This is a genomic window from Microbacterium sp. (assembly GCF_036823965.1).
In the GTDB taxonomy this organism is placed as follows: Bacteria; Actinomycetota; Actinomycetes; order Actinomycetales; family Microbacteriaceae; genus Microbacterium.
The window spans coordinates 68,682-87,207 of sequence record NZ_DAITBE010000004.1 but is presented as its reverse complement, the minus strand read 5'-3'; the positions used below and the strand labels follow the sequence as shown (position 1 = coordinate 87,207).

General features: G+C 69.0%; 16 protein-coding genes and 1 tRNA gene. 9 read left to right on the top strand and 8 right to left on the bottom strand.

Annotated features, from left to right (window positions below; translation table 11 throughout):
* Positions 1 to 18 precede the first annotated feature (18 nt).
* Genes V7Z82_RS08480 through V7Z82_RS08465 form a run of 4 tightly spaced genes read right to left on the bottom strand, consistent with a single transcriptional unit; the run spans position 19 to position 4,817 of the window.
* Entirely contained in the window at positions 19 to 909 is an 891-nt protein-coding gene (locus V7Z82_RS08480) for an ABC transporter permease (RefSeq protein WP_334150083.1), read from the bottom strand.
* Positions 902 to 1,834 (bottom strand): ABC transporter permease, encoded by a 933-nt coding sequence (locus tag V7Z82_RS08475; protein ID WP_334150080.1) that lies wholly within the window; start codon positions 1,832 to 1,834, stop codon positions 902 to 904. Before V7Z82_RS08475 ends, V7Z82_RS08480 begins: the two co-directional genes overlap by 8 nt.
* A complete protein-coding gene (locus tag V7Z82_RS08470; protein ID WP_334150077.1) occupies positions 1,831 to 3,219 on the bottom strand; it encodes a M14 family zinc carboxypeptidase in 1,389 nt (462 codons plus the stop codon). Before V7Z82_RS08470 ends, V7Z82_RS08475 begins: the two co-directional genes overlap by 4 nt.
* Positions 3,219 to 4,817 carry an ABC transporter substrate-binding protein gene (locus V7Z82_RS08465; protein ID WP_334150075.1) on the bottom strand — a complete coding sequence of 533 codons (1,599 nt, stop codon included), beginning with the start codon at positions 4,815 to 4,817 and terminating at the stop codon, positions 3,219 to 3,221. The genes V7Z82_RS08470 and V7Z82_RS08465 overlap by 1 nt, the downstream gene beginning before the upstream one ends.
* Positions 4,818 to 5,118: 301 nt before the next feature.
* Here V7Z82_RS08465 and V7Z82_RS08460 point away from each other — a divergent pair, with 301 nt between their 5' ends.
* The 9 genes from V7Z82_RS08460 to V7Z82_RS08420 all read left to right on the top strand — a co-directional run bounded on the left by V7Z82_RS08460 (position 5,119) and on the right by V7Z82_RS08420 (position 16,192).
* The gene (locus tag V7Z82_RS08460; protein WP_334150074.1) at positions 5,119 to 7,485 is read left to right on the top strand and encodes a DNA polymerase III subunit gamma and tau; all 2,367 of its coding nucleotides are present in this window, start codon (positions 5,119 to 5,121) and stop codon (positions 7,483 to 7,485) included.
* Positions 7,485 to 8,078, top strand: coding sequence for a recombination mediator RecR (gene recR, locus V7Z82_RS08455; RefSeq protein WP_045279493.1), 594 nt, complete (start codon positions 7,485 to 7,487; stop codon positions 8,076 to 8,078). Before V7Z82_RS08460 ends, recR begins: the two co-directional genes overlap by 1 nt.
* A 24-nt stretch (positions 8,079 to 8,102) precedes the next feature.
* Positions 8,103 to 9,065: a DMT family transporter gene (locus V7Z82_RS08450; RefSeq protein WP_334150070.1), complete on the top strand. Its 963-nt coding sequence runs from the start codon at positions 8,103 to 8,105 to the stop codon at positions 9,063 to 9,065.
* Positions 9,066 to 9,160: 95 nt separating this feature from the next.
* The gene (locus V7Z82_RS08445) at positions 9,161 to 10,441 is read left to right on the top strand and encodes an aspartate kinase (protein WP_334150068.1); all 1,281 of its coding nucleotides are present in this window, start codon (positions 9,161 to 9,163) and stop codon (positions 10,439 to 10,441) included.
* A gap of 215 nt (positions 10,442 to 10,656) precedes the next feature.
* The gene (locus tag V7Z82_RS08440; protein ID WP_334150066.1) at positions 10,657 to 11,727 is read left to right on the top strand and encodes an aspartate-semialdehyde dehydrogenase; all 1,071 of its coding nucleotides are present in this window, start codon (positions 10,657 to 10,659) and stop codon (positions 11,725 to 11,727) included.
* Between the two features lie 125 nt (positions 11,728 to 11,852).
* Positions 11,853 to 13,280 carry a malate dehydrogenase (quinone) gene (gene mqo, locus V7Z82_RS08435; RefSeq protein WP_442927605.1) on the top strand — a complete coding sequence of 476 codons (1,428 nt, stop codon included), beginning with the start codon at positions 11,853 to 11,855 and terminating at the stop codon, positions 13,278 to 13,280.
* A gap of 7 nt (positions 13,281 to 13,287) precedes the next feature.
* The gene (locus tag V7Z82_RS08430; protein ID WP_334150062.1) at positions 13,288 to 13,941 is read left to right on the top strand and encodes a thymidine kinase; all 654 of its coding nucleotides are present in this window, start codon (positions 13,288 to 13,290) and stop codon (positions 13,939 to 13,941) included.
* Between the two features lie 225 nt (positions 13,942 to 14,166).
* The gene (locus V7Z82_RS08425) at positions 14,167 to 14,901 is read left to right on the top strand and encodes a FadR/GntR family transcriptional regulator (RefSeq protein ID WP_334150745.1); all 735 of its coding nucleotides are present in this window, start codon (positions 14,167 to 14,169) and stop codon (positions 14,899 to 14,901) included.
* Positions 14,902 to 14,911: 10 nt separating this feature from the next.
* On the top strand, positions 14,912 to 16,192 hold the full coding sequence (locus V7Z82_RS08420) for an alpha-hydroxy acid oxidase (protein WP_334150060.1): 1,281 nt from the start codon (positions 14,912 to 14,914) through the stop codon (positions 16,190 to 16,192).
* Between the two features lie 30 nt (positions 16,193 to 16,222).
* On the opposite strand, the gene V7Z82_RS08415 is transcribed toward V7Z82_RS08420, so the two are convergent.
* From V7Z82_RS08415 to V7Z82_RS08400, 4 genes are all read right to left on the bottom strand, one after another.
* The gene (locus V7Z82_RS08415; protein ID WP_334150057.1) at positions 16,223 to 17,065 is read right to left on the bottom strand and encodes a DUF1295 domain-containing protein; all 843 of its coding nucleotides are present in this window, start codon (positions 17,063 to 17,065) and stop codon (positions 16,223 to 16,225) included.
* Between the two features lie 38 nt (positions 17,066 to 17,103).
* On the bottom strand, positions 17,104 to 17,859 hold the full coding sequence (locus tag V7Z82_RS08410) for an HAD-IIB family hydrolase (RefSeq protein ID WP_334150055.1): 756 nt from the start codon (positions 17,857 to 17,859) through the stop codon (positions 17,104 to 17,106).
* Positions 17,856 to 18,332: a VanZ family protein gene (locus V7Z82_RS08405; RefSeq protein WP_334150053.1), complete on the bottom strand. Its 477-nt coding sequence runs from the start codon at positions 18,330 to 18,332 to the stop codon at positions 17,856 to 17,858. Before V7Z82_RS08405 ends, V7Z82_RS08410 begins: the two co-directional genes overlap by 4 nt.
* A 68-nt stretch (positions 18,333 to 18,400) precedes the next feature.
* Positions 18,401 to 18,477 (bottom strand) — tRNA-Pro (locus V7Z82_RS08400).
* Positions 18,478 to 18,526: the final 49 nt, after the last annotated feature.

Below are 18,526 nucleotides of genomic sequence, written 5' to 3'. Positions count from 1 at the left end.
CTCCTTCGTGCTGAGCCGTCAGCGGCTCTTGGGGTCGAGGGTGTCGCGCAGGATGTCACCGAGCGTGATGACGGCGAGTACCGTGACGGTGAGGACGAGCGAGGGGAACAGCAGCATGTGGGGCGCGGTCTGGAACCGCTCCTGCGCGCTCGCCAGCTGCAGTCCCCAGGAGATCGACGGGGCGCGCAGCCCGAGGCCGAGGAACGTCAGGGTCGCTTCGGCCACGATGACTGAGCCGACCATGATCGTCGCGATGGCCAGGACGGGGCCGATCGAGTTGGGCAGGACATACCGGCGGAGGATGCGTGCGGTCGACAGGCCCATGGCCCTGGCTGCATCGACGTAGTCGGCACCGCGGATCGTGCGCACGGATCCGCGGACCAGCCGCGCCATGGTCGGCCACGAGAACAGCGCGAGCACGATGGCGACGTTGAGCACCGTGCGCTCGTTCAGGGTCGTCAGCACCACGACGGCGCCGAGCAGGAACGGGAAGCCGAGGAACACGTCGGTCAGCCGCGAGATCAGCCGGTCGGCCCATCCGCCCCAGTACCCTGCGATCACGCCGAGCACCAGCGCGACGATCAGGGCGAGTGCGGTGCACAGCAGCCCGACGCTGAGCGAAGCCCGAGCGCCGTAGATCACGTTCGAGAGCACGTCGCAGCCCTGCAGATCGGTGCCGAACGGATGCGCCGCGCTCGGCGGTCTCGCCGACTCGCCGAGCACGCAGGCTCGGGGATCCGGGGTGGGTCCGAGTTGCGCGAACCAGGCGGGGAAGAGCGCCACCAGGGTCAGGATCGCGAGCACAGCGCAGCACACCCAGAACAGCGCGCGGCGCCGGAGCGACCGCCAGACGCCCCGACGGGGCATCCGACTGAAATGCGACTCCATGGTCGCGGCGACCTCACTCATGGCGGATCCTCGGGTCGAGAACGGTGTGCAGCAGGTCGACGATCAGGTTCGCGATCAGGAAGATGATGATGAGCGCGACCGAGATGCCGATGATGGTGGGGCCCTCGTGCGCCCTGATCGACTGGAACAGCAGCTGCCCGACGCCGGGCAGATTGAACACGCCCTCGATCACGACCGTCCCGCCGAGCAGGTAGCCCAGGTCGATCGCGAGGAAGGTGAGCACCGGCAGCGCGGAGTTGCGCATGACGTGCACGCCGATCACGTCCCGCGGACGCATCCCCTTCGCCCAGAGCGTGCGGACGTAGTCGGCGTTCAGGGCGTCGATCACCGAGCCGCGCATGAGCCTGGCGACCGCGGCGAGACCGAACACCGCGACGCACAGTGCCGGCAGCAGGTACGACACCGGCCATCCGGCGGATGCGCCGGCGACGGGGAACCAGCCCAGGTGCACGCCGAAGATCAGCTGCGCGGAGACCGCGAGCACGAACACCGGGATGGAGCTGGCGAGGATCGTGCCGGTGAGCACGAGCTTGTCGTCCCAGCGCCCGTTGCGCACGCCGGCCCAGAGCCCGAGAGCGACGCCGACGAGGACTTCGATGCCCCACGCCGTCAGCGCGAGCGTGATGGTCACCGGCCAGCGGTCGGCCAGCTTGTCGGCGACGGCCTGTCCGGAGAAGTTCCTGCCGAGGTCGCCCTGGAACAGATTGGCGAGGTAGTTGAGGTACTGCTGCCACAGCGGCTGATCGAGGTGGTACTCGGACCGGAGCTGCGCGACCACCGACTCGGGGAGCGGGCGGTCTCCGCCGAGGCTCGCGATGGGGTCGCCCGGCAGTCCGAACACCATGGCGTAGATGATGAACGTCACGCCGAAGAAGACGATGGCGAGTTCGCCGAAGCGTCTGGCGATGTACCACGTCGTCCTCACCGGTCCGTCTCCGCATCGATCAGGCATCGCGCCACGGCCAGGGTCGCCCCGAACTGCACGCCGACGAGGGATTCGATCGGCAGCGCGGTGAGATCGGCCTGCGCGTCGGACTCCGCGCACCAGCGCGCGAAGAGCGTCGCCATCTCGGCGTGCGCGCGGCGGGTGCGCGCGGTGGCGTGGCCGGCTGCGACCTCGGCGTCGAGCATCCGCAGCGTCATCCCGCCGTACCGGAGGCGGAAGCACCGCACGATGTCCTCGTTGCTGAACACCTCGGCTCCGGTTGCTCGGCGCGCGGTGTCCTCACCGTCTGCACGACGGTGCTCGGTCTCCCCGTTCACGATGAGGTAGGGCACGAACGCTCCGGTGGCGCGCCGGAACGGGGTGTCGAGCGTCAGGTCTGCCGCGTCGACGATCCGCTGCAGGGCGGTGCCGGTCTCGATCAGGGCGTCGGCCTTGCGATGCAGCACCGACGCATACGTCTGCGCGGTCGGCGCCTCGTCGTCCGCGTCGGGATGCGACCAGTACGGCAGCTCGGCGACCAGCGACACGGTGCCGTGCTTCGCGGCGTACGACGACGATGATTCCCCGTTGGAGATCATCGTGGCGGCTTCCACGCCCAGCCCCTCGAGGAAGTCGTACTCCTCGCTCATCGAGATCATGCTGTAGACGGCCGTGCCGAAGGGGCGGACGGTGGGCGTCTCCGGCTCGCCGGTGTCGAGCGGCAGCCCGAGGGAGCGGGGGACAGCCTGCAGGGCCTCGACCGCGCCGTCGACCTCGCCGCTCAGGTAGAAGTAGACGCCGCCGAGCTCCGCGTTGTGCAGCGACACCATGAAGTCGGGCCGCACGTCGTCGATCACGCGCATCAGCGCCTGCGTCTCGGGCAGCACCCGGTCGAACCATGCCTGCTTGTAGGCGAACGGGAAGGTCCATTCGACCTGTTCGTCGGGCGCCGGCCGGTAGAAGTGCCTCGCGTAGAAGCTGCGGTCGGAGGGGGCGGGATACCAGCCCTCGTTGAGTCTGGTGCCGTCCGGATCGATGCAGGGGATGACGTGCCAGGTCGCGTCGAAGGCGTCGCGAAGTGCGTCGTCGTCGGTGAGGGCGGCGGCCAGGTGCTGCAGCATCCGGAACCCGATCGGCTCATTCGGATGCACGCCGGCGAAGAGCAGGTACGAGCGGCTCCCCTCGCCGATCGAGAACATGGGGATGGGTTCGCCGAGCCGTGAGGTGCCGATGCGCCGCGACCGCACGAGGTCGGGGTGCAGCGAGCTCAGCTGCTCGAACGACGCGAGGAGCTCGTCGACCCCGGGGAAGTCGATGATGGCGGGGACCGCCCCGGATCGCTCGAGGATGTCCTCGAGCGATCCGGGGGTGGGGGAGTGCGTCATCAGTCGTTGCCGGCCAGAACCGTCATCGAGTAGTTCGGGTTGCCGGCCGCCGAGGTGTTCAGCGTCGCGACACGCTTCGACGTGACGTAGGCGTAGGACTCGTTGAACAGCGGCGGCACGGGGAAGGTCTCCAGCAGACGCTCCTGGACGGCGGTGTAGGCGGCGGCCACCTCATCGTCGCTCTGGGCCGCGTCCGCGGCATCCATCAGCGTGGCGACCTGCGCGTCGTACTCGCCCACGCAGCCGGCGCAGCCGCCGTTCTCGATGAACATCGCGCGCAGCGTCGCCTGCTGGCTCGGGTACAGCGCGCCCCAGCGGGAGAAGTACGGTCCGGGTGTGGCGCCCTTCAGGCGGTTCTCGTAGAACTCGGCCCAGTCGGCACTCGGGGTGGCGATGGATTCGACGCCGAGCGCCTGGCGGATCGAGTTGGCGATCGCCGCGTAGAAGTCGTCGACTCCGACGCCGCCCGGGTAGTAGATCTCGATCGTGCCGTCGAAGCCGCCGGCCTCGGTCAGCAGCGCCTTCGCGGCATCAGGGTCGTACTCGCAGTACTCGCCGCAGATGCCGGCGGGAGTGCCCGGCTCGATGTCGGGGGTGAACGCCGTTGCCGGCGCGTACAGCCCGCCGTAGATCACGTCGTTGATCGTGGCGCGATCGATGGCCATCGAGATCGCCTGGCGCACGCGGATGTCCTGATAGCGAGGGTCGCTCAGCGGGATGCCGAGGTACGAGATGCCCGGCGCTTCGAAGGAGTAGACGTTGTCGGAGCCGAAGTCGGAGTCCGCCTGCGTCATCTTGGATGCCGGCAGGCTGGCGACGTCGAGGTTGCCGGCGAGGACGTCGTTGTACGCCGTCGAGGTGTCGGTGTAGGGCACGAAGGTGATCTCGTCGACCGTGGGCTTCTCGCCCTTGTAATCGGCGTAGGCGGTGAGTGTGATCGGCTCGCCCTCCTGGTAGTCCTCGGTGAACTCGAAGGCGCCGTTCCCGATCGGGTGCGTGTTGTAGGCGTCGAAGTCCTCCAGCGCGGACGCCGGCATCGGGTACATCGCGGTCTGCGCCTGCGAGACCTGCATCGGGAACTGGCTGTCGGGTCCGATGAGCGTGACGGTGAAGGTCAGGTCGTCGACCACTGCGAGGCCGGACATCTCGGTGGCGGGCGTGTCGCTGGTGACGTCGGCGTAGCCGGTGATCTTCGCCAGCTGGCCTGAGTTCTCGAAGGCGTTCGGGCCGTACGCGACGGCGTTCCAGGAGTCGACGTAGTCCTGGGCCGTCACCGGGGTGCCGTCCTGGAAGGTCCAGCCGTCGCGGAGCGTGATCGTGTAGGTCTGCGAGTCCTCGGTGTCGATCGACTCTGCCGCGATGTAGTCGATGTCGCCGTCGGAGCCGACGAAGGTGAGTGGAGCCCAGACGGCCATGTTGATGTCGTAGGCGACGGTCTGACGCCCGGGGATGATGAGCGCCGGGTCGGTCACCGCCACCTTGATGGCGGACGAGCCGTCGCCGCCGTCGGAGGGGGAGCCTGTGGAGCCGCTGCAGCCGGACAGGACGAGGGCGGCCGCCGCGAACAGGGCGGGTACGGCGAGATGTGCGTGCTTCATGACGTTCCTTCGGGAGGTGCGACGTGCGTCGCAGGTGCCGGGGTGATGAAGGAGATCCCGATTGCGACACCGTTGTGAGGTGTCCGCGTTCGGCACGCAGATCGGCGGATGACGGCATGCGTGATAAAGATAACTTTCAGAAGATAGTGAATCTTCGGATGGTTTCGAAGATGTTACGGGCTGACACCGCGTTTGTGAAGATCTCCTGGGCGGCCACGGCGGCGGGCTCCCTCCGTCGGGCGGCTCGGGCACGATCACCGGCGCCGATGCGGGTGTCGGTGGCACGCCGTAGGCTGTTGAGGTGACCACAGCCCTGTACCGCCGCTACCGCCCCGAGACGTTCGGCGAGATGATCGGGCAGTCGCAGGTGACCGATCCGCTGATGACGGCGCTGCGCGGCGACCGCGTCGGTCACGCCTACCTGTTCTCCGGCCCTCGCGGGTGCGGCAAGACGACGTCCGCCCGCATCCTCGCCCGCTGCCTGAACTGCGCTGAGGGCCCGACCGACGTGCCGTGCGGCACCTGCCCGAGCTGTGTCGAACTCTCGCGAGCCGGCGGCGGATCGCTCGACGTGGTCGAGATCGACGCTGCGAGCCATAACGGCGTCGACGACGCGCGCGACCTGCGCGAGCGCGCGACCTTCGCCCCGAGCCGCGACCGGTACAAGATCTTCATCCTCGACGAGGCGCACATGGTGACCCCGCAGGGGTTCAACGCGCTGCTCAAGCTCGTCGAGGAGCCGCCGGAGCACGTGAAGTTCATCTTCGCGACCACCGAGCCGGAGAAGGTGCTCGGCACCATCCGCTCGCGCACGCACCACTACCCGTTCCGTCTGGTGCCGCCGGCGGCGATGCTCGAGTACGTCGAGAAGCTGTGCACGGAAGAGGGCGTCGTGGTCGAGCAGGGTGTGCTCCCGCTCGTCGTCCGAGCCGGCGGCGGCTCGCCCCGTGACACCCTCTCGCTGCTCGACCAGCTGATCGCCGGCTCCGACGCGCCTGCAGGCTCGGCCACCGTCACGGTCGGCTACGCCCGCGCTGTCGCCCTGCTGGGGTACACCCACGGCGCGCTGCTCGATGAGATCGTCGATGCGCTCGCCGCAGGAGACGCGGCGGCGGCCTTCCCCGCGATCGACCGGGTGGTGCAGACCGGCCAGGATCCCCGCCGCTTCGTCGACGACCTGCTCGAGCGGCTGCGCGACCTCATCGTGATCGCCGCGGTCGGCAACGGCGCGTCCGCCGTGCTGCGCGGCATCGCTGAAGACGACCTGGAGCGCATGCGCGGCCAGGCCGATGTGTTCGGCGCGGCCCGCCTCTCGCGCACGGCCGACGTCGTCAGCGCTGCACTCGACGACATGTCCGGTGCGACGTCGCCGCGACTGCACCTCGAGCTCATGGTCGCTCGCGTGCTCGCCTCGGCCAAGGCGGATGCTGCGGCGCAGGGGTCGCCCGTTTCGACCGCTGCGGCTGCGGCCGCGCCGGTTCGCGCGACTGCGCCAGCAGCAGCAGCAGCAGCAGCAGCTGCGCCGCCGGCGCAGGCCGCTGTTCCGCCGGCTCCGGAGGTCGCGAGTGCGGCACCCGTGGCGCCGCTGCCCGCTTCGGTCGTCGAGGCTCCTGCTGCTGTGGCACCTGCTGCTGTGGCGCCGGCTCCTTCGGCAGCCTCCGAGCCCGCCGCGCCGGCATCGACGTCCGCCGAGACGGCGGCATCCGAACCCGCTGCGCCGTCGTCCGCCCCCGCCGGACCGGTCACCTTCTCGCACCTCACAGCGGCGTGGCCCGCGGTGCTGACGCGCCTCGAGGGCATCAGCCGTACGTCGTGGCTCGTCGTCACTGCCGTGCAGCCCCTCGCATATGACACCGACTCCGAGGTGCTCACCCTCGGGTTCGCCAGCCAGCACGATGTCGGCAGGTTCAAGGGCACGACGCCGGGCTCGGGCACCTCGGATCACCTCCGCACCGCGATCGAGCAGGAGCTCGGCGTGCGCGTGAAGTATCTACCGGCGCCGCTGCCTGCCGGCGGCGCGACCCGCGCGCCGCAGACGCCGTCGAACGGCGCGGCCCCTGCCGCCCCCGCGAAGGACTTAGCAGGTCTGAAGGACTCATCCCCGACGGACGCTGCGCCGAAGAACTCGTCCACGAAGGACGCCGCCCCCGCCGGCGCCCGACCGCAGGCGCGTTCCTCTTCGGCACCTGCAGTGACCGAATGGGCCGTCGCGCCCATCCCCGCCGGCGAGGTGCCGCGCACCGCACCGGAGGCGCCGCTCCCGGTCGACGACGAGCCGGAAGAGGTCGAGGCCGCGGCATCTGCGCCGACCCCTCCCCACGACGGTTCGATCGACCGCAGCGAGCCGCCACTGCCCGGAGACGACGAGGCCCCCGACTTCGATGACGAGCCGCCGTACGACCCGTCGTACGAGCCTGCCCCGTCCGGCGGGCCGCCGCCGAGGAACCAGAGTCCGCAGGGGAGTGCAGCACCGCAGCGAGCATCCGCGCCACAGCCGGCAGCGCGAGCCGTCGCGGCACCTGCCCAGCGCGCTGCCGCCCCGGTCGTGACTGAGCGTTCACCATCGGCCGGTGGCGTGCAGCGCTACGGTGAGGCCGTGATCCGCCAGGTGCTCGGCGCGACGTTCGTTCGCGAAGAGCCCTATGAGCCCCCGACGAGGTTCGCCTGATGTACGACGGCATCGTTCAGGAGCTGATCGACGAGTTCGGCCGGCTCCCCGGCATCGGCCCGAAGTCCGCGCAGCGGATCACCTTCCACATCCTTCAGACGCCGACGTTCGACGTCGCGCGGCTCGCCGAGCTGCTCTCGGAGATCCGGCTGCGGGTGCGGTTCTGCGAGGTCTGCGGCAACGTCGCCGAGCAGGAGCGCTGCGTGATCTGCCGCGACCCGCGCCGCAACCAGACGCTGATCTGCGTCGTGGAAGACGCGAAGGACGTCGCAGCGATCGAACGCACACGCGAGTTCCGTGGGCTGTACCACGTGCTCGGCGGCGCGATCAGCCCGATCGCCGGCATCGGCCCCGACGACCTGCGCATCACCCAGCTGATGTCGCGCCTGGCTGACGGCACCGTGCAGGAGGTCATCCTGGCGACCAACCCGAACCTCGAGGGCGAAGCCACCGCGAGCTACCTCAGCCGACTGCTGACGACCATGCAGATCACGGTGTCTCGGCTCGCGTCCGGCCTCCCGGTCGGCGGCGACCTCGAGTACGCCGACGAGGTCACGCTCGGCCGCGCATTCGAGGGAAGGCGCATCCTGTGAGCCCGTGCCTCGACGCCGCTCGGGGTGCTGCGACGAACGCCGCACACCGATGAACGCCGCGCGGCGGTGAACGCGCAGCAGTCGGGGTTCACCCGCCGCGGATGGCTGCTGTTCGGCGCGATGGCGCTGCTGTGGGGCGTGCCCTACCTGTTCATCAGCATCGCGGTCGAGACGATCTCCCCGCCGGCGATCGTCGCGGGCCGAACACTGATCGCCGCACTGCTGCTGCTGCCGTTCGCGTTGCGCAGCGGTGCGCTGCGTGCCGCGCTGAAGCACTGGCCGTGGGTCCTGGCGTTCGGCCTGGTCGAGATGGCGGGCCCGTTCGTCCTGCTCGGTCATGCCGAGATGACGCTGCCCTCCGGCATGACCGGTCTGCTCGTCGCGACCGTCCCGCTGTTCGCCGCACTGATCGCTCTCGGCAGCGGTGATCGCGGCGTGCTGCGACCGGCGCGCGGCATCGGCCTGCTCGTCGGGTTCATCGGCGTTGCCATCGTGGTCGCCGGCCCCGGACTCTTCGGCGGCGAGGTCAGCCTGCTCGCGGCAGGCGAGGTGCTCCTGGTCGCGATCCTCTATGCGATCGCCCCCTTCATCGTGGCCCGCAAGCTCGCGGACGTCCCCTCGCTCGGCACCATCACGCTGTCGCTGCTCATGATCGGCATCATCTATCTGCCGATCGGGCTGCTGACCCAGCACCAGGTGCCGTCTGTCCCGTCGCTCTTCGCGCTGCTCGCCCTCGCGGTGATCTGCACCGCGGTCGCATTCCTGGCATTCTTCGCGCTGATCCGCGAGGTCGGACCGGTGCGCGCCCCGCTGTTCACATACGTCAACCCGGTCGTGGCGATCGTGCTCGGTGCCATCGTGCTCGCCGAGCCCCTCACACCGGGGCTGCTGCTCGGATTCCCGCTCATCATCGTCGGATGCTGGTTCGCCGCCACCGGCGGCCGGTTCCGACCCGCGGCATCCCTCCCGCTTCCGCCGACGCCCTGAGCGCCGCGCGCCCGCTGACACATGCGCACCAGGGCATATGCCGCGATCGTAGAATGAGCGGTGGGCGGATCCGCCCGACATCCCAGGGAGTGATCGTGGCCCTCATCGTGCAGAAGTACGGCGGCTCGTCCGTCGCCAACGCAGAGAGCATCAAGCGCGTCGCCAAGCGCATCGTCGACACGCGGCGTGCGGGGCACGACGTCGTCGTCGCCGTGAGCGCGATGGGCGACACGACCGACGAGCTGCTCGACCTCGCGAACGAGGTCGCCCCCATCCCGGCACCGCGTGAGCTCGACATGCTGCTCTCCAGCGGTGAGCGCATCTCGATGGCGCTGCTGGCGATGGCCATCCACTCGATGGGCTTCGAGGCGCGCTCGTTCACCGGCAGCCAGGCCGGCATGATCACCGACTCGCAGCATGGCGCGGCCCGCATCGTCGATGTGACCCCGGTGCGTCTGCGCGAAGCGCTCGACGAAGGCGCGATCGTGATCGTCGCCGGATTCCAGGGCTTCAACCGAGACACCCGCGACATCACGACGCTCGGCCGCGGTGGTTCCGACACCACCGCCGTCGCCCTCGCCGCAGCACTCGACGCAGACGTCTGCGAGATCTACAGCGACGTCGACGGCATCTTCACCGCCGACCCCCGCATCATCCCGCGTGCGCAGAAGCTCGACCACATCTCCAGCGAGGAGATGCTCGAGCTCGCCGCGAACGGTGCGAAGGTGCTCTACATCCGAGCGGTCGAGTACGCACGCCGTCACGGCGTCCTGATCCATGCCCGGTCGACGTTCTCGTCGTCCGAGGGTACGTACGTTCTGGGCGAGGGCATGAAGAACCCCCGCGAGACAGAGGGAGCAGCCATGGAAGAACCGATCGTCGCAGGAGTCGCCACCGACTTCAGCCAGGCGAAGATCACCGTCTCGGGTGTTCCCGACGTACCGGGCAAGGCGGCGGAGATCTTCAAGATCGTCGCGAAGTCCGGCGCGAACGTCGACATGATCGTGCAGAACGTGTCGGCCACCGGACGCACGGACATCTCGTTCACGGTGCCGAAGGCGGATGCCGCTGCTGCGCTCAAGGCGCTTGCGGGCGAGCAGGCCGAGGTCGGGTTCCAGAATCTGATCCACGACGACCAGATCGGCAAGCTCTCCGTGGTCGGCGCCGGCATGCGCACGCACTCCGGTGTCTCGGCCGTGCTGTTCGAGGCGCTGTCCGCAGGCGGCATCAACATCGAGATGATCTCGACGTCCGAGATCCGCATCTCGGTGGTGCTCCGCGGCGACGACCTCGCAGAGGCCGCGCGCTCCGTGCACACGGCATACGGGCTCGACGGCGAGGTCGAGGCCACGATCCACGCCGGCACCGGTCGCTGACAGCATCCGATTCGTCCCGATCTGCAGCCCCCGTCCCGATCTGCGGGCGGATGCAGTGGATCGGCCCGCTGATCGGGACACCGTCCGCTGATCGGGACCCGCTTCCGGCGCGGTAGACTCGCCGGAACCCTGACATCGGCGCCAGGCGCAGCATCCGCACCCCGACGCCGCGCCTCTCGCCTCGTACGCAGTACCGCACGACGCCAAGGAACATCATGACCCGCATCTCCGATTCAGGACTCTCCGTCGCCATCGTCGGCGCCACCGGCCAGGTGGGCACCGTGATGCTCGAGATTCTCGCCGAGCGGGCGTTCCCGATCCGCGAGCTGCGGCTGTTCTCCTCGTCGCGCTCCGCGGGCACCGCGATCGCATACGGGGGAGTGGACGTCATCGTCGAGGACGTGGAGACGGCGGATGCCGCGGGCATCGACGTCGCCCTGTTCTCCGCCGGCGCCACCGCCAGCCGTGCATACGCCCCGCGCTTCGCCGAGGCCGGAGCCGTCGTCGTCGACAACTCCAGCGCATGGCGCAACGACCCAGAGGTGCCCCTCGTGGTCAGCGAGGTCAACCCGCACGCGATCGACGAGCGCCCCAAGGGCATCATCGCGAACCCGAACTGCACGACCATGGCCGCGATGCCGGTGCTCAAGGTGCTGGATGCCGAGGCTGGCCTCGAACGCCTGATCGTCTCGACCTACCAGGCCGTGTCCGGTTCCGGTCTCGCCGGGGCCCAGGAGCTGCTCGGCCAGGTCGAGGGCGTGCTCGCCCAGGGCGACACCCTGCGTCTCGTTCGCGACGGCTCTGCGGTCGACTTCCCGCAGCCCGAGAAGTACATCGCCCCGATCGCCTTCGACGTGATCCCCTTCGCGGGCAACCTCGTCGACGACGGCGACAACGAGACCGACGAGGAGAAGAAGCTCCGCAACGAGAGCCGCAAGATCCTCGAGCTGCCGGGTCTCCGTGTCGCGGGTACCTGCGTCCGCGTCCCCGTGTTCACCGGTCACTCGCTGTCGATCAACGTCGAGTTCGCGCGCGACATCACGCCGGATCGTGCACGCGAGGTCCTCTCGGTCGCCCCCGGTGTGATCGTCGAAGAGGTGCCGACTCCGCTGTACGCGGCAGGCAAGGACGCGAGCTACGTCGGACGCATCCGCGCCGATCAGTCCGCCGCTGAGGGCAAGGGCCTCGTGCTGTTCATCAGCAACGACAACCTGCGCAAGGGCGCGGCGCTGAACGCCGTGCAGATCGCCGAGATCCTCGCCGAGCGCCTCGCGGTCATAGCCTGACCGCATCCCCGCGATGCGGAACCCGTCTGGTCGGACGGGGCCGCATGGTCGGTCTCGGCCTGCCCGCGAACTAGACTGTCCTGGTGACCGAAACCGTCGATGTCGTCCTGATCGGTGGTGGCATCATGAGCGCCACCCTGGGTACTCTGCTGCACCAGCTGCAGCCGGAGTGGAAGATCGTCGCCTTCGAGCGACTCTCCGATGTGGCCCAGGAGAGTTCGAATCCCTGGAACAACGCCGGCACCGGGCATGCCGCACTCTGCGAGCTGAACTACATGCCGCAGGGCGATGGACCGCTCGACCCTGCCAAGGCCGTCTCGATCAACGAGCAGTTCCAGCAGAGCCGTCAGTTCTGGTCCTCGCTCGTCGACAAGGGTGTGCTCGACGCGCCCTCGACGTTCATCAACGCGACGCCGCACATGACGTTCGTGCGCGGCGAGAAGGATGTCGCGTACCTGAAGGCCCGGTACGAGGTGCTCAAGAAGCAGCCGCTGTTCGCAGGCATCGAGTACAGCGAGGACTCCCGCGTCATCAACAAGTGGGCGCCCCTGCTCATGCAGCAGCGCCGCAAGGGCGAGCCCTTCGCCGCGACCAGGGTGCCAGCCGGCACCGACGTCGACTTCGGCGCGCTCACCCACCAGCTCTTCGACCACCTGACTTCCTCGGGCGTCAGTCTTCGCACGAACCACGAGGTGCGTTCGCTGAAGAAGCAGAAGGACGGCACCTGGCTCGTCAAGTACCGTCACAGCCTCGGCCGCACGCCGAACGAGGTCAAGGCGCGCTTCGTGTTCGTGGGTGCCGGTGGCTGGGCCCTCAAGCTGCTGCAGCGCTCCGGCATCCCCGAGATCAAGGGGTACGGCGTCTTCCCGATCGGCGGACAGTTCCTCAAGACCTCCGACCCGAAGATCGTCGCCCAGCACCAGGCGAAGGTGTACTCGCAGGCATCCGTCGGCGCTCCGCCGATGTCGGTCCCGCACCTCGATACGCGCGTGGTCGGCGGCGAGGCCTCGCTGATGTTCGGTCCGTTCGCGACGTTCAGCCCCAAGTTCCTCAAGCAGGGCTCGATGCTCGACATCGTGTCGCAGGTGCGCCCGCACAACCTCGTGCCGATGCTGCAGGTGGCGGTCAAGAACCCGGACCTCATCACGTACCTCGTCGGTGAGCTCATGAAGAACCACGCGAAGAAGGTCGACAGCCTCCGCACGTTCATGCCGACCGCGAAGGACGAGGACTGGACCCTCATCGACGCCGGTCAGCGCGCCCAGGTCATGAAGAAGGATCCGAAGAAGGGCGGCGTGCTGCAGTTCGGCACGGAGGTCGTCTCGGCGTCCGACGGTTCGATCGCCGGTCTGCTCGGCGCATCTCCTGGCGCATCCACGGCAGTGCCGATCATGCTGAGCCTGCTGAAGAAGTGCTTCCCGAACGAGTTCCCGAACTGGGAATCCGAGCTGCGCGACCTGATCCCGACGTTCGGCGAGCAGCTGAACACGGACGCAGCGCTCGCGGAGGAGTCGACCGCTGCGACCGCTGCGACCCTCGGCATCAACCGCTGAGGCGACCGTGGGCAAGCTCTACTTCCGCTACGGAGCGATGAACTCGGGCAAGTCCACGGCTCTCCTGCAGGCCGCCTACAACTACGAGGAGCGCGGTCAGCACGTGCTGCTCGCCAAGCCTGCGATCGACACCAAGGGCGCATCCGAGATCGCGAGCCGTCTCGGAGTGACCCGCGAGGTCGACTTCCTGATCGCGCCGGGCGACGATGCGCGCGCCCTGTTCGCCGAGCACCGTGAGCGCGCCAGGGAGTCGGTGGCTGAGGAGCTGCTGCCGAGCGGCCCGGTCGACATCGCCTGTCTGCTGATCGACGAGGCGCAGTTCCTCACGCCGGAGCAGGTCGACGATCTGTTCCGCATCGCGATCGAGGACGGCATCCCGGTGATCGCCTACGGCATCCGAAACGACTTCCGCACGCACGCCTTCCCCGGCTCCGCCCGCCTGCTCGCGATCGCGCACTCGCTGGAGGAGCTCAAGACGATCTGCCGCTGCGGGCGCAAGGCCGTCTTCAACGGCAGGGTGATCGGCGGACGGTTCGTGTTCGACGGCGACCAGGTCGCGATCGACGAGGGCGCCGGTGGCGCTGCCGCACCCGAGATCACCACGTACGAGTCGCTGTGCGGTGCCTGCTACCTCGAGGAGTCCGCAGGACGCCTGGGCTGATCGCTCGCGTCCCCCTGGCTCGTCGCTCGCGTCTCCTCGTTCGCGTCTCCTCGTTCGCCGAGCGGCCCCCTTCTGTGCGAGCCACCCCGTTGCGTGCTGCCGCAACGGGGCCGCTCGCGCACAAAGGGGCCGCTCGGCACACGGGAGAACGCAGCGTTTGCGTGGTCTGACCACACGCGCTACTCTGTGGTCAGACCACAGACGGTCGCGATCGGGGAGAACGAGATGGCGGAGCAGCCGGCACGTGCGTGGCGCGTCGTCCTCGAGCACATCGAGCGCGACCTCCTCGACGGGCGCCTCGGCCCCGGCGACCGCCTGCCCTCCGAGCGCGATCTCGCGACCGAGCTCGGTGTCGGCCGCTCGAGCGTGCGCGAGGCGTTCCGGGTGCTCGAGGTGCTCGGCCTGATCCGCACCGCCACCGGCTCAGGGCCGCAGTCCGGCGCGATCGTGATCGCGACGCCCACCGGCGGCATGTCCGAGCTGCTGCGACTGCAGGTCGCCGCACAGGGCTTCCCGCTCGAGGATGTGCTGCAGACGCGTCTCGTGCTCGAGAACGCGGTCGTGGGGGCGATGGCCGAGGCATCCGATCGCGACACCGCAGGCGCGCACCGGATGCTGGAGGCGATGGATGCCGTCGACCTCACGCCGGCGGAGTTCCTCGCCCTCGACGCCCAGCTGCACCTCTCGCTCGCCGAGGCGAGCGGCAACGTGGTGATCGCAGCCATGATGGCAGGTCTCCGCTCCTCGATCGAGTCGTACGTGCAGGCGGGCGTCTCGTCCATCGCCGACTGGGATGCGATGGCGACCCGGCTCCGCGGCGAGCACCGCGAGCTGATCGCCGCGATCGATGCCGGTGATCCCGACACGGCTCGCTCCCTCGTGCACGCGCACATCACCGGCTACTACACCGCCGCGGGTCTCACCCGCGGGACACCGTCCGACACGACCCCTGAGAACTGAGAGGAACACCATGGTCCAGCGCCAGGTTCCCAACCCCGCCGAGCTGCTCGAACTCATGAAGTTCAAGAAGCCCGAACTGAACGGTCGCAAGCGCCGGCTCGATGCCGCCCTCACGATCGACGACCTGCGTCTGATCGCGAAGCGCCGCACGCCCAAGGCAGCCTTCGACTACACCGACGGCGCTGCAGAGGGCGAGCTCTCCCTCACGCGCGCCCGTCAGGCATTCCAGGACGTGGAGTTCCACCCGGGCATCCTGCGCCCGGCCCCCGACGTGGACACCACCGTCGACATCCTCGGCGGTCCCTCCGCGCTGCCCTTCGGCATCGCCCCGACCGGCTTCACGCGACTCATGCAGACCGAGGGCGAGGTCGCCGGTGCGGGAGCGGCGGCAGCCGCCGGCATCCCGTTCACGCTGTCGACCCTGGGAACGACCTCGATCGAGGGCGTCCGCGAGGCGACGCTGAACGAGCCGACGGCGAAGACGCCGGGTCGCGACTGGTTCCAGCTGTACGTCATGCGCGATCGCGAGATCTCGTACGAACTGACCCGCCGAGCCGCCGCCGCCGGCTTCGACACGCTGCAGTTCACGGTCGACACCCCGGTCGCCGGCGCGCGCCTGCGCGATAAGCGCAACGGGTTCAGCATCCCGCCGCAGCTGACCCTCGGCACGATCATCAACGCGATCCCGCGTCCGTGGTGGTGGTACGACTTCCTCACCACGCCCAAGCTCGAGTTCGCCTCGCTCAGCACCACCGGCGGCACCGTCGGCGAGCTGCTGGATGCCGCGATGGACCCCACGATCAGCTACGACGACCTCGCCGTCATCCGCGACATCTGGCCGGGCAGGATCGTGATCAAGGGTGTGCAGAACATCGAGGACTCGGTTCGCCTGCGCGATGCCGGCGTCGACGGCATCGTGCTGTCGAACCACGGCGGGCGCCAGCTCGACCGCGCGCCCATCCCGTTCCACCTGCTCCCGGAGGTGCGTCGGGCAGTCGGCGACGACTTCACGGTCATGATCGACACCGGCATCATGAACGGCGCCGACATCGTCGCCGCGGTGGCGCTCGGCGCCGACTTCACGCTGATCGGACGCGCCTACCTCTACGGGCTGATGGCCGGTGGGCGGCAGGGCGTCGACCGGACCATCGCGATCCTGCGCACCGAGATCGAGCGCACCATGCGCCTGCTCGGCGTCGCATCGCTCGCGGAGCTCGAGCCCTCGCACGTCACGCAGCTCACCAGGCTGGTGCCGGTGTCGCGCGCCGCAGCCGAGGCTCGCGCGCGCTGACCGACATCCACCGGCGGTGGTCTCGCGGTCTCAGGACTGCGCGGCCACCGCTCGAGTTCGCGGGGGCCACGGGACGAGCATCGACGTGCTGCGGCGGTACTCGGCATAGCTCGGGTACTTCGAGGCGGTGATCGACTCGGTGAAGATCGTCGAGCCGATGAAGAGCACGGTGAGCAGTGCGGGACCGATGATGGTCGGGTTGAGCACGCCGCCGACGAGGCCTGCCCCTGATGCCACGGCTGCGGCAGCGCCGATCGCGTAGAACGCCCACCACTGCGCCTGCTCGAAGAAGAAGTTGGGGTGCCGGCTGTAACGGAACAGCCCGGCCGTGGCGAATCCGGGGGCGAGGGTGCCGCCAGCGGCCTTCTTCCGCTCGTGGAAGCGCCACTGCTGCTGGTCCGCGATCGTCTCGCCGACGAGGAAGGCCGCGAACAGCACGATGAACAGCGCGTCCCAGCCGGTGAGGGCGGACGGATGCTGCGCAGCGACCCCGGCGGGGAGGGTGATGAGCACGAGGAGCGTCATCTGATAGCAGATGATGAACAGCAGGTTGAAGATCTGGAACTGCCACGGCCGCATCCGCTTCCGCAGGATCGCCCAGCGGTAGTCCTCCATGCCGGTGTACCCGCCCTTGCGGGCGAAGTTGAACGTCAGTCGCGCACCCCAGGCGGTGGCGAGGACCCCCATGATCACCAGGCGAGCAGACCCGTCCCCGTGCGCGAAGGCGACGCCGACGAAGATCCACACGTACGCGACCGGAACGATCGACCAGGCGCGGTCGACCCACGACGTGTCGCGCGTGACCAGCGAGAGCACCCAGCACGCGAGGCTGGCGAGAGCCGCGACGACGATGACGATCTGCAGGGCATCCATGACGCCATGCTAGAGCGAACGCTGCGCGGCAGAGCGGATCAGAGCGTCTTCAGCAGCGCGTCGAGCTTGTCGGCGGTGTCTTCCCAGCCCTCGACGGCAACGGACGGCACACCGAGCGCGAGCACCGGGTAGTCGTTGCCGCCCTCATCGAGACGGTCGCCGTAGAACAGCATCGCGGCGAGCGGGATACCGGTGCGCTCGGCGAGCTCGCGCATGCCGAAGGCCTTGTCGATGCCCTCCTGCGTGATGTCGATCGAGGTCGAGCCGCCGGAGCGCACCTCGAGTCCGGGCAGGCGGACCGCGACCGCGTCGCGGAGCGCGGCTCGCTTGGCGCCGCTCGGATCCCAGTCGTGCTTCGCCGTGCGCGGTGCCTGCTGACCGAGTGCGGAGAACGTGATCTGCGAGCCGCGGTCCTCGAGGATGTCGCCCCACGGCTCCGCCTCCCAGAGGCCGAGTCGCTCGGCCTCTTCGCGCAGGGCGGTGAGTGCGTCGTGCTTCTGCGCATCCGAGAGCTCGTGGGCGTAGATCGGTGCGAACCCAGTGCCGTCGTGGCGCAGGTAGCGCGTGCCGCAGGTGGGCAGCAGGTGCAGGCGTGCGAGTGCTGCGGCATCCGTGTCGCCGAGTCGGGCGATCACCTGGGCGCGGAACTGCGCCTCATTGCCACCGGAGATGATGGCGACATCGACGGTGCGCAGAAGTGCGCGGAGCAGATCGGCGATGCGCGGGTCGATCGGGCCCTTCGATGGAGCGAGCGTGTCATCGAGGTCGAAGGCGACGAGGGCAGGTGCGGTCATGATGCTTCCAGCGTAGGAGACGGATGCCGCGGACGGCGCGGCGCGAACAGCAGGGTGAGGAGGACGGCGAGGATCACGCCGGCGGTCGCGCCGGCGGAGTTGGCGACGACGTCGGTGACCGTGGCCGCCCGGTGCGGGAGGGCCACGCGCTGCGAGACCTCGATCGCGGCGGACAGTGCAGGACCGATCAGCAGGGCGAGGGGCCAGACGCGCCGGGGGAGCAGGAGGAACGCGAGCACTCCCACCGGAACGAAGACCAGGATGTTCGCGAGGATCTCGAGGCGTGTGAAGTCGAGCGACTCCCACCCGAGGCGGTGCGCGGTGCCGAGGACCAGATCGAGGAGGTTCGGCATCGTCTGCTCGATGCGCTCAGGCGTGAGCGTGAGCAGTGCGAGACCTGCGAGGAACGGGATGCCGAGGGCGAGCGCCCAGCCGCGGGTGAACCGTCGCGGAGGAGGGAGCAGAGGGCTCATGCCTTCCCTTTCCTGGCCTGTACCGGTACAGAGAAGGCCGCCCCGCGGGGCGGCCTTCTGAGTGTCACTGGTCGGGGTGACAGGATTTGAACCTGCGACCTCTTCGTCCCGAACGAAGCGCGCTACCAAGCTGCGCCACACCCCGTTTGCAACCCTCCGAGTCTACAAGGAAAACGCTCGTGCGCCCAATCGAG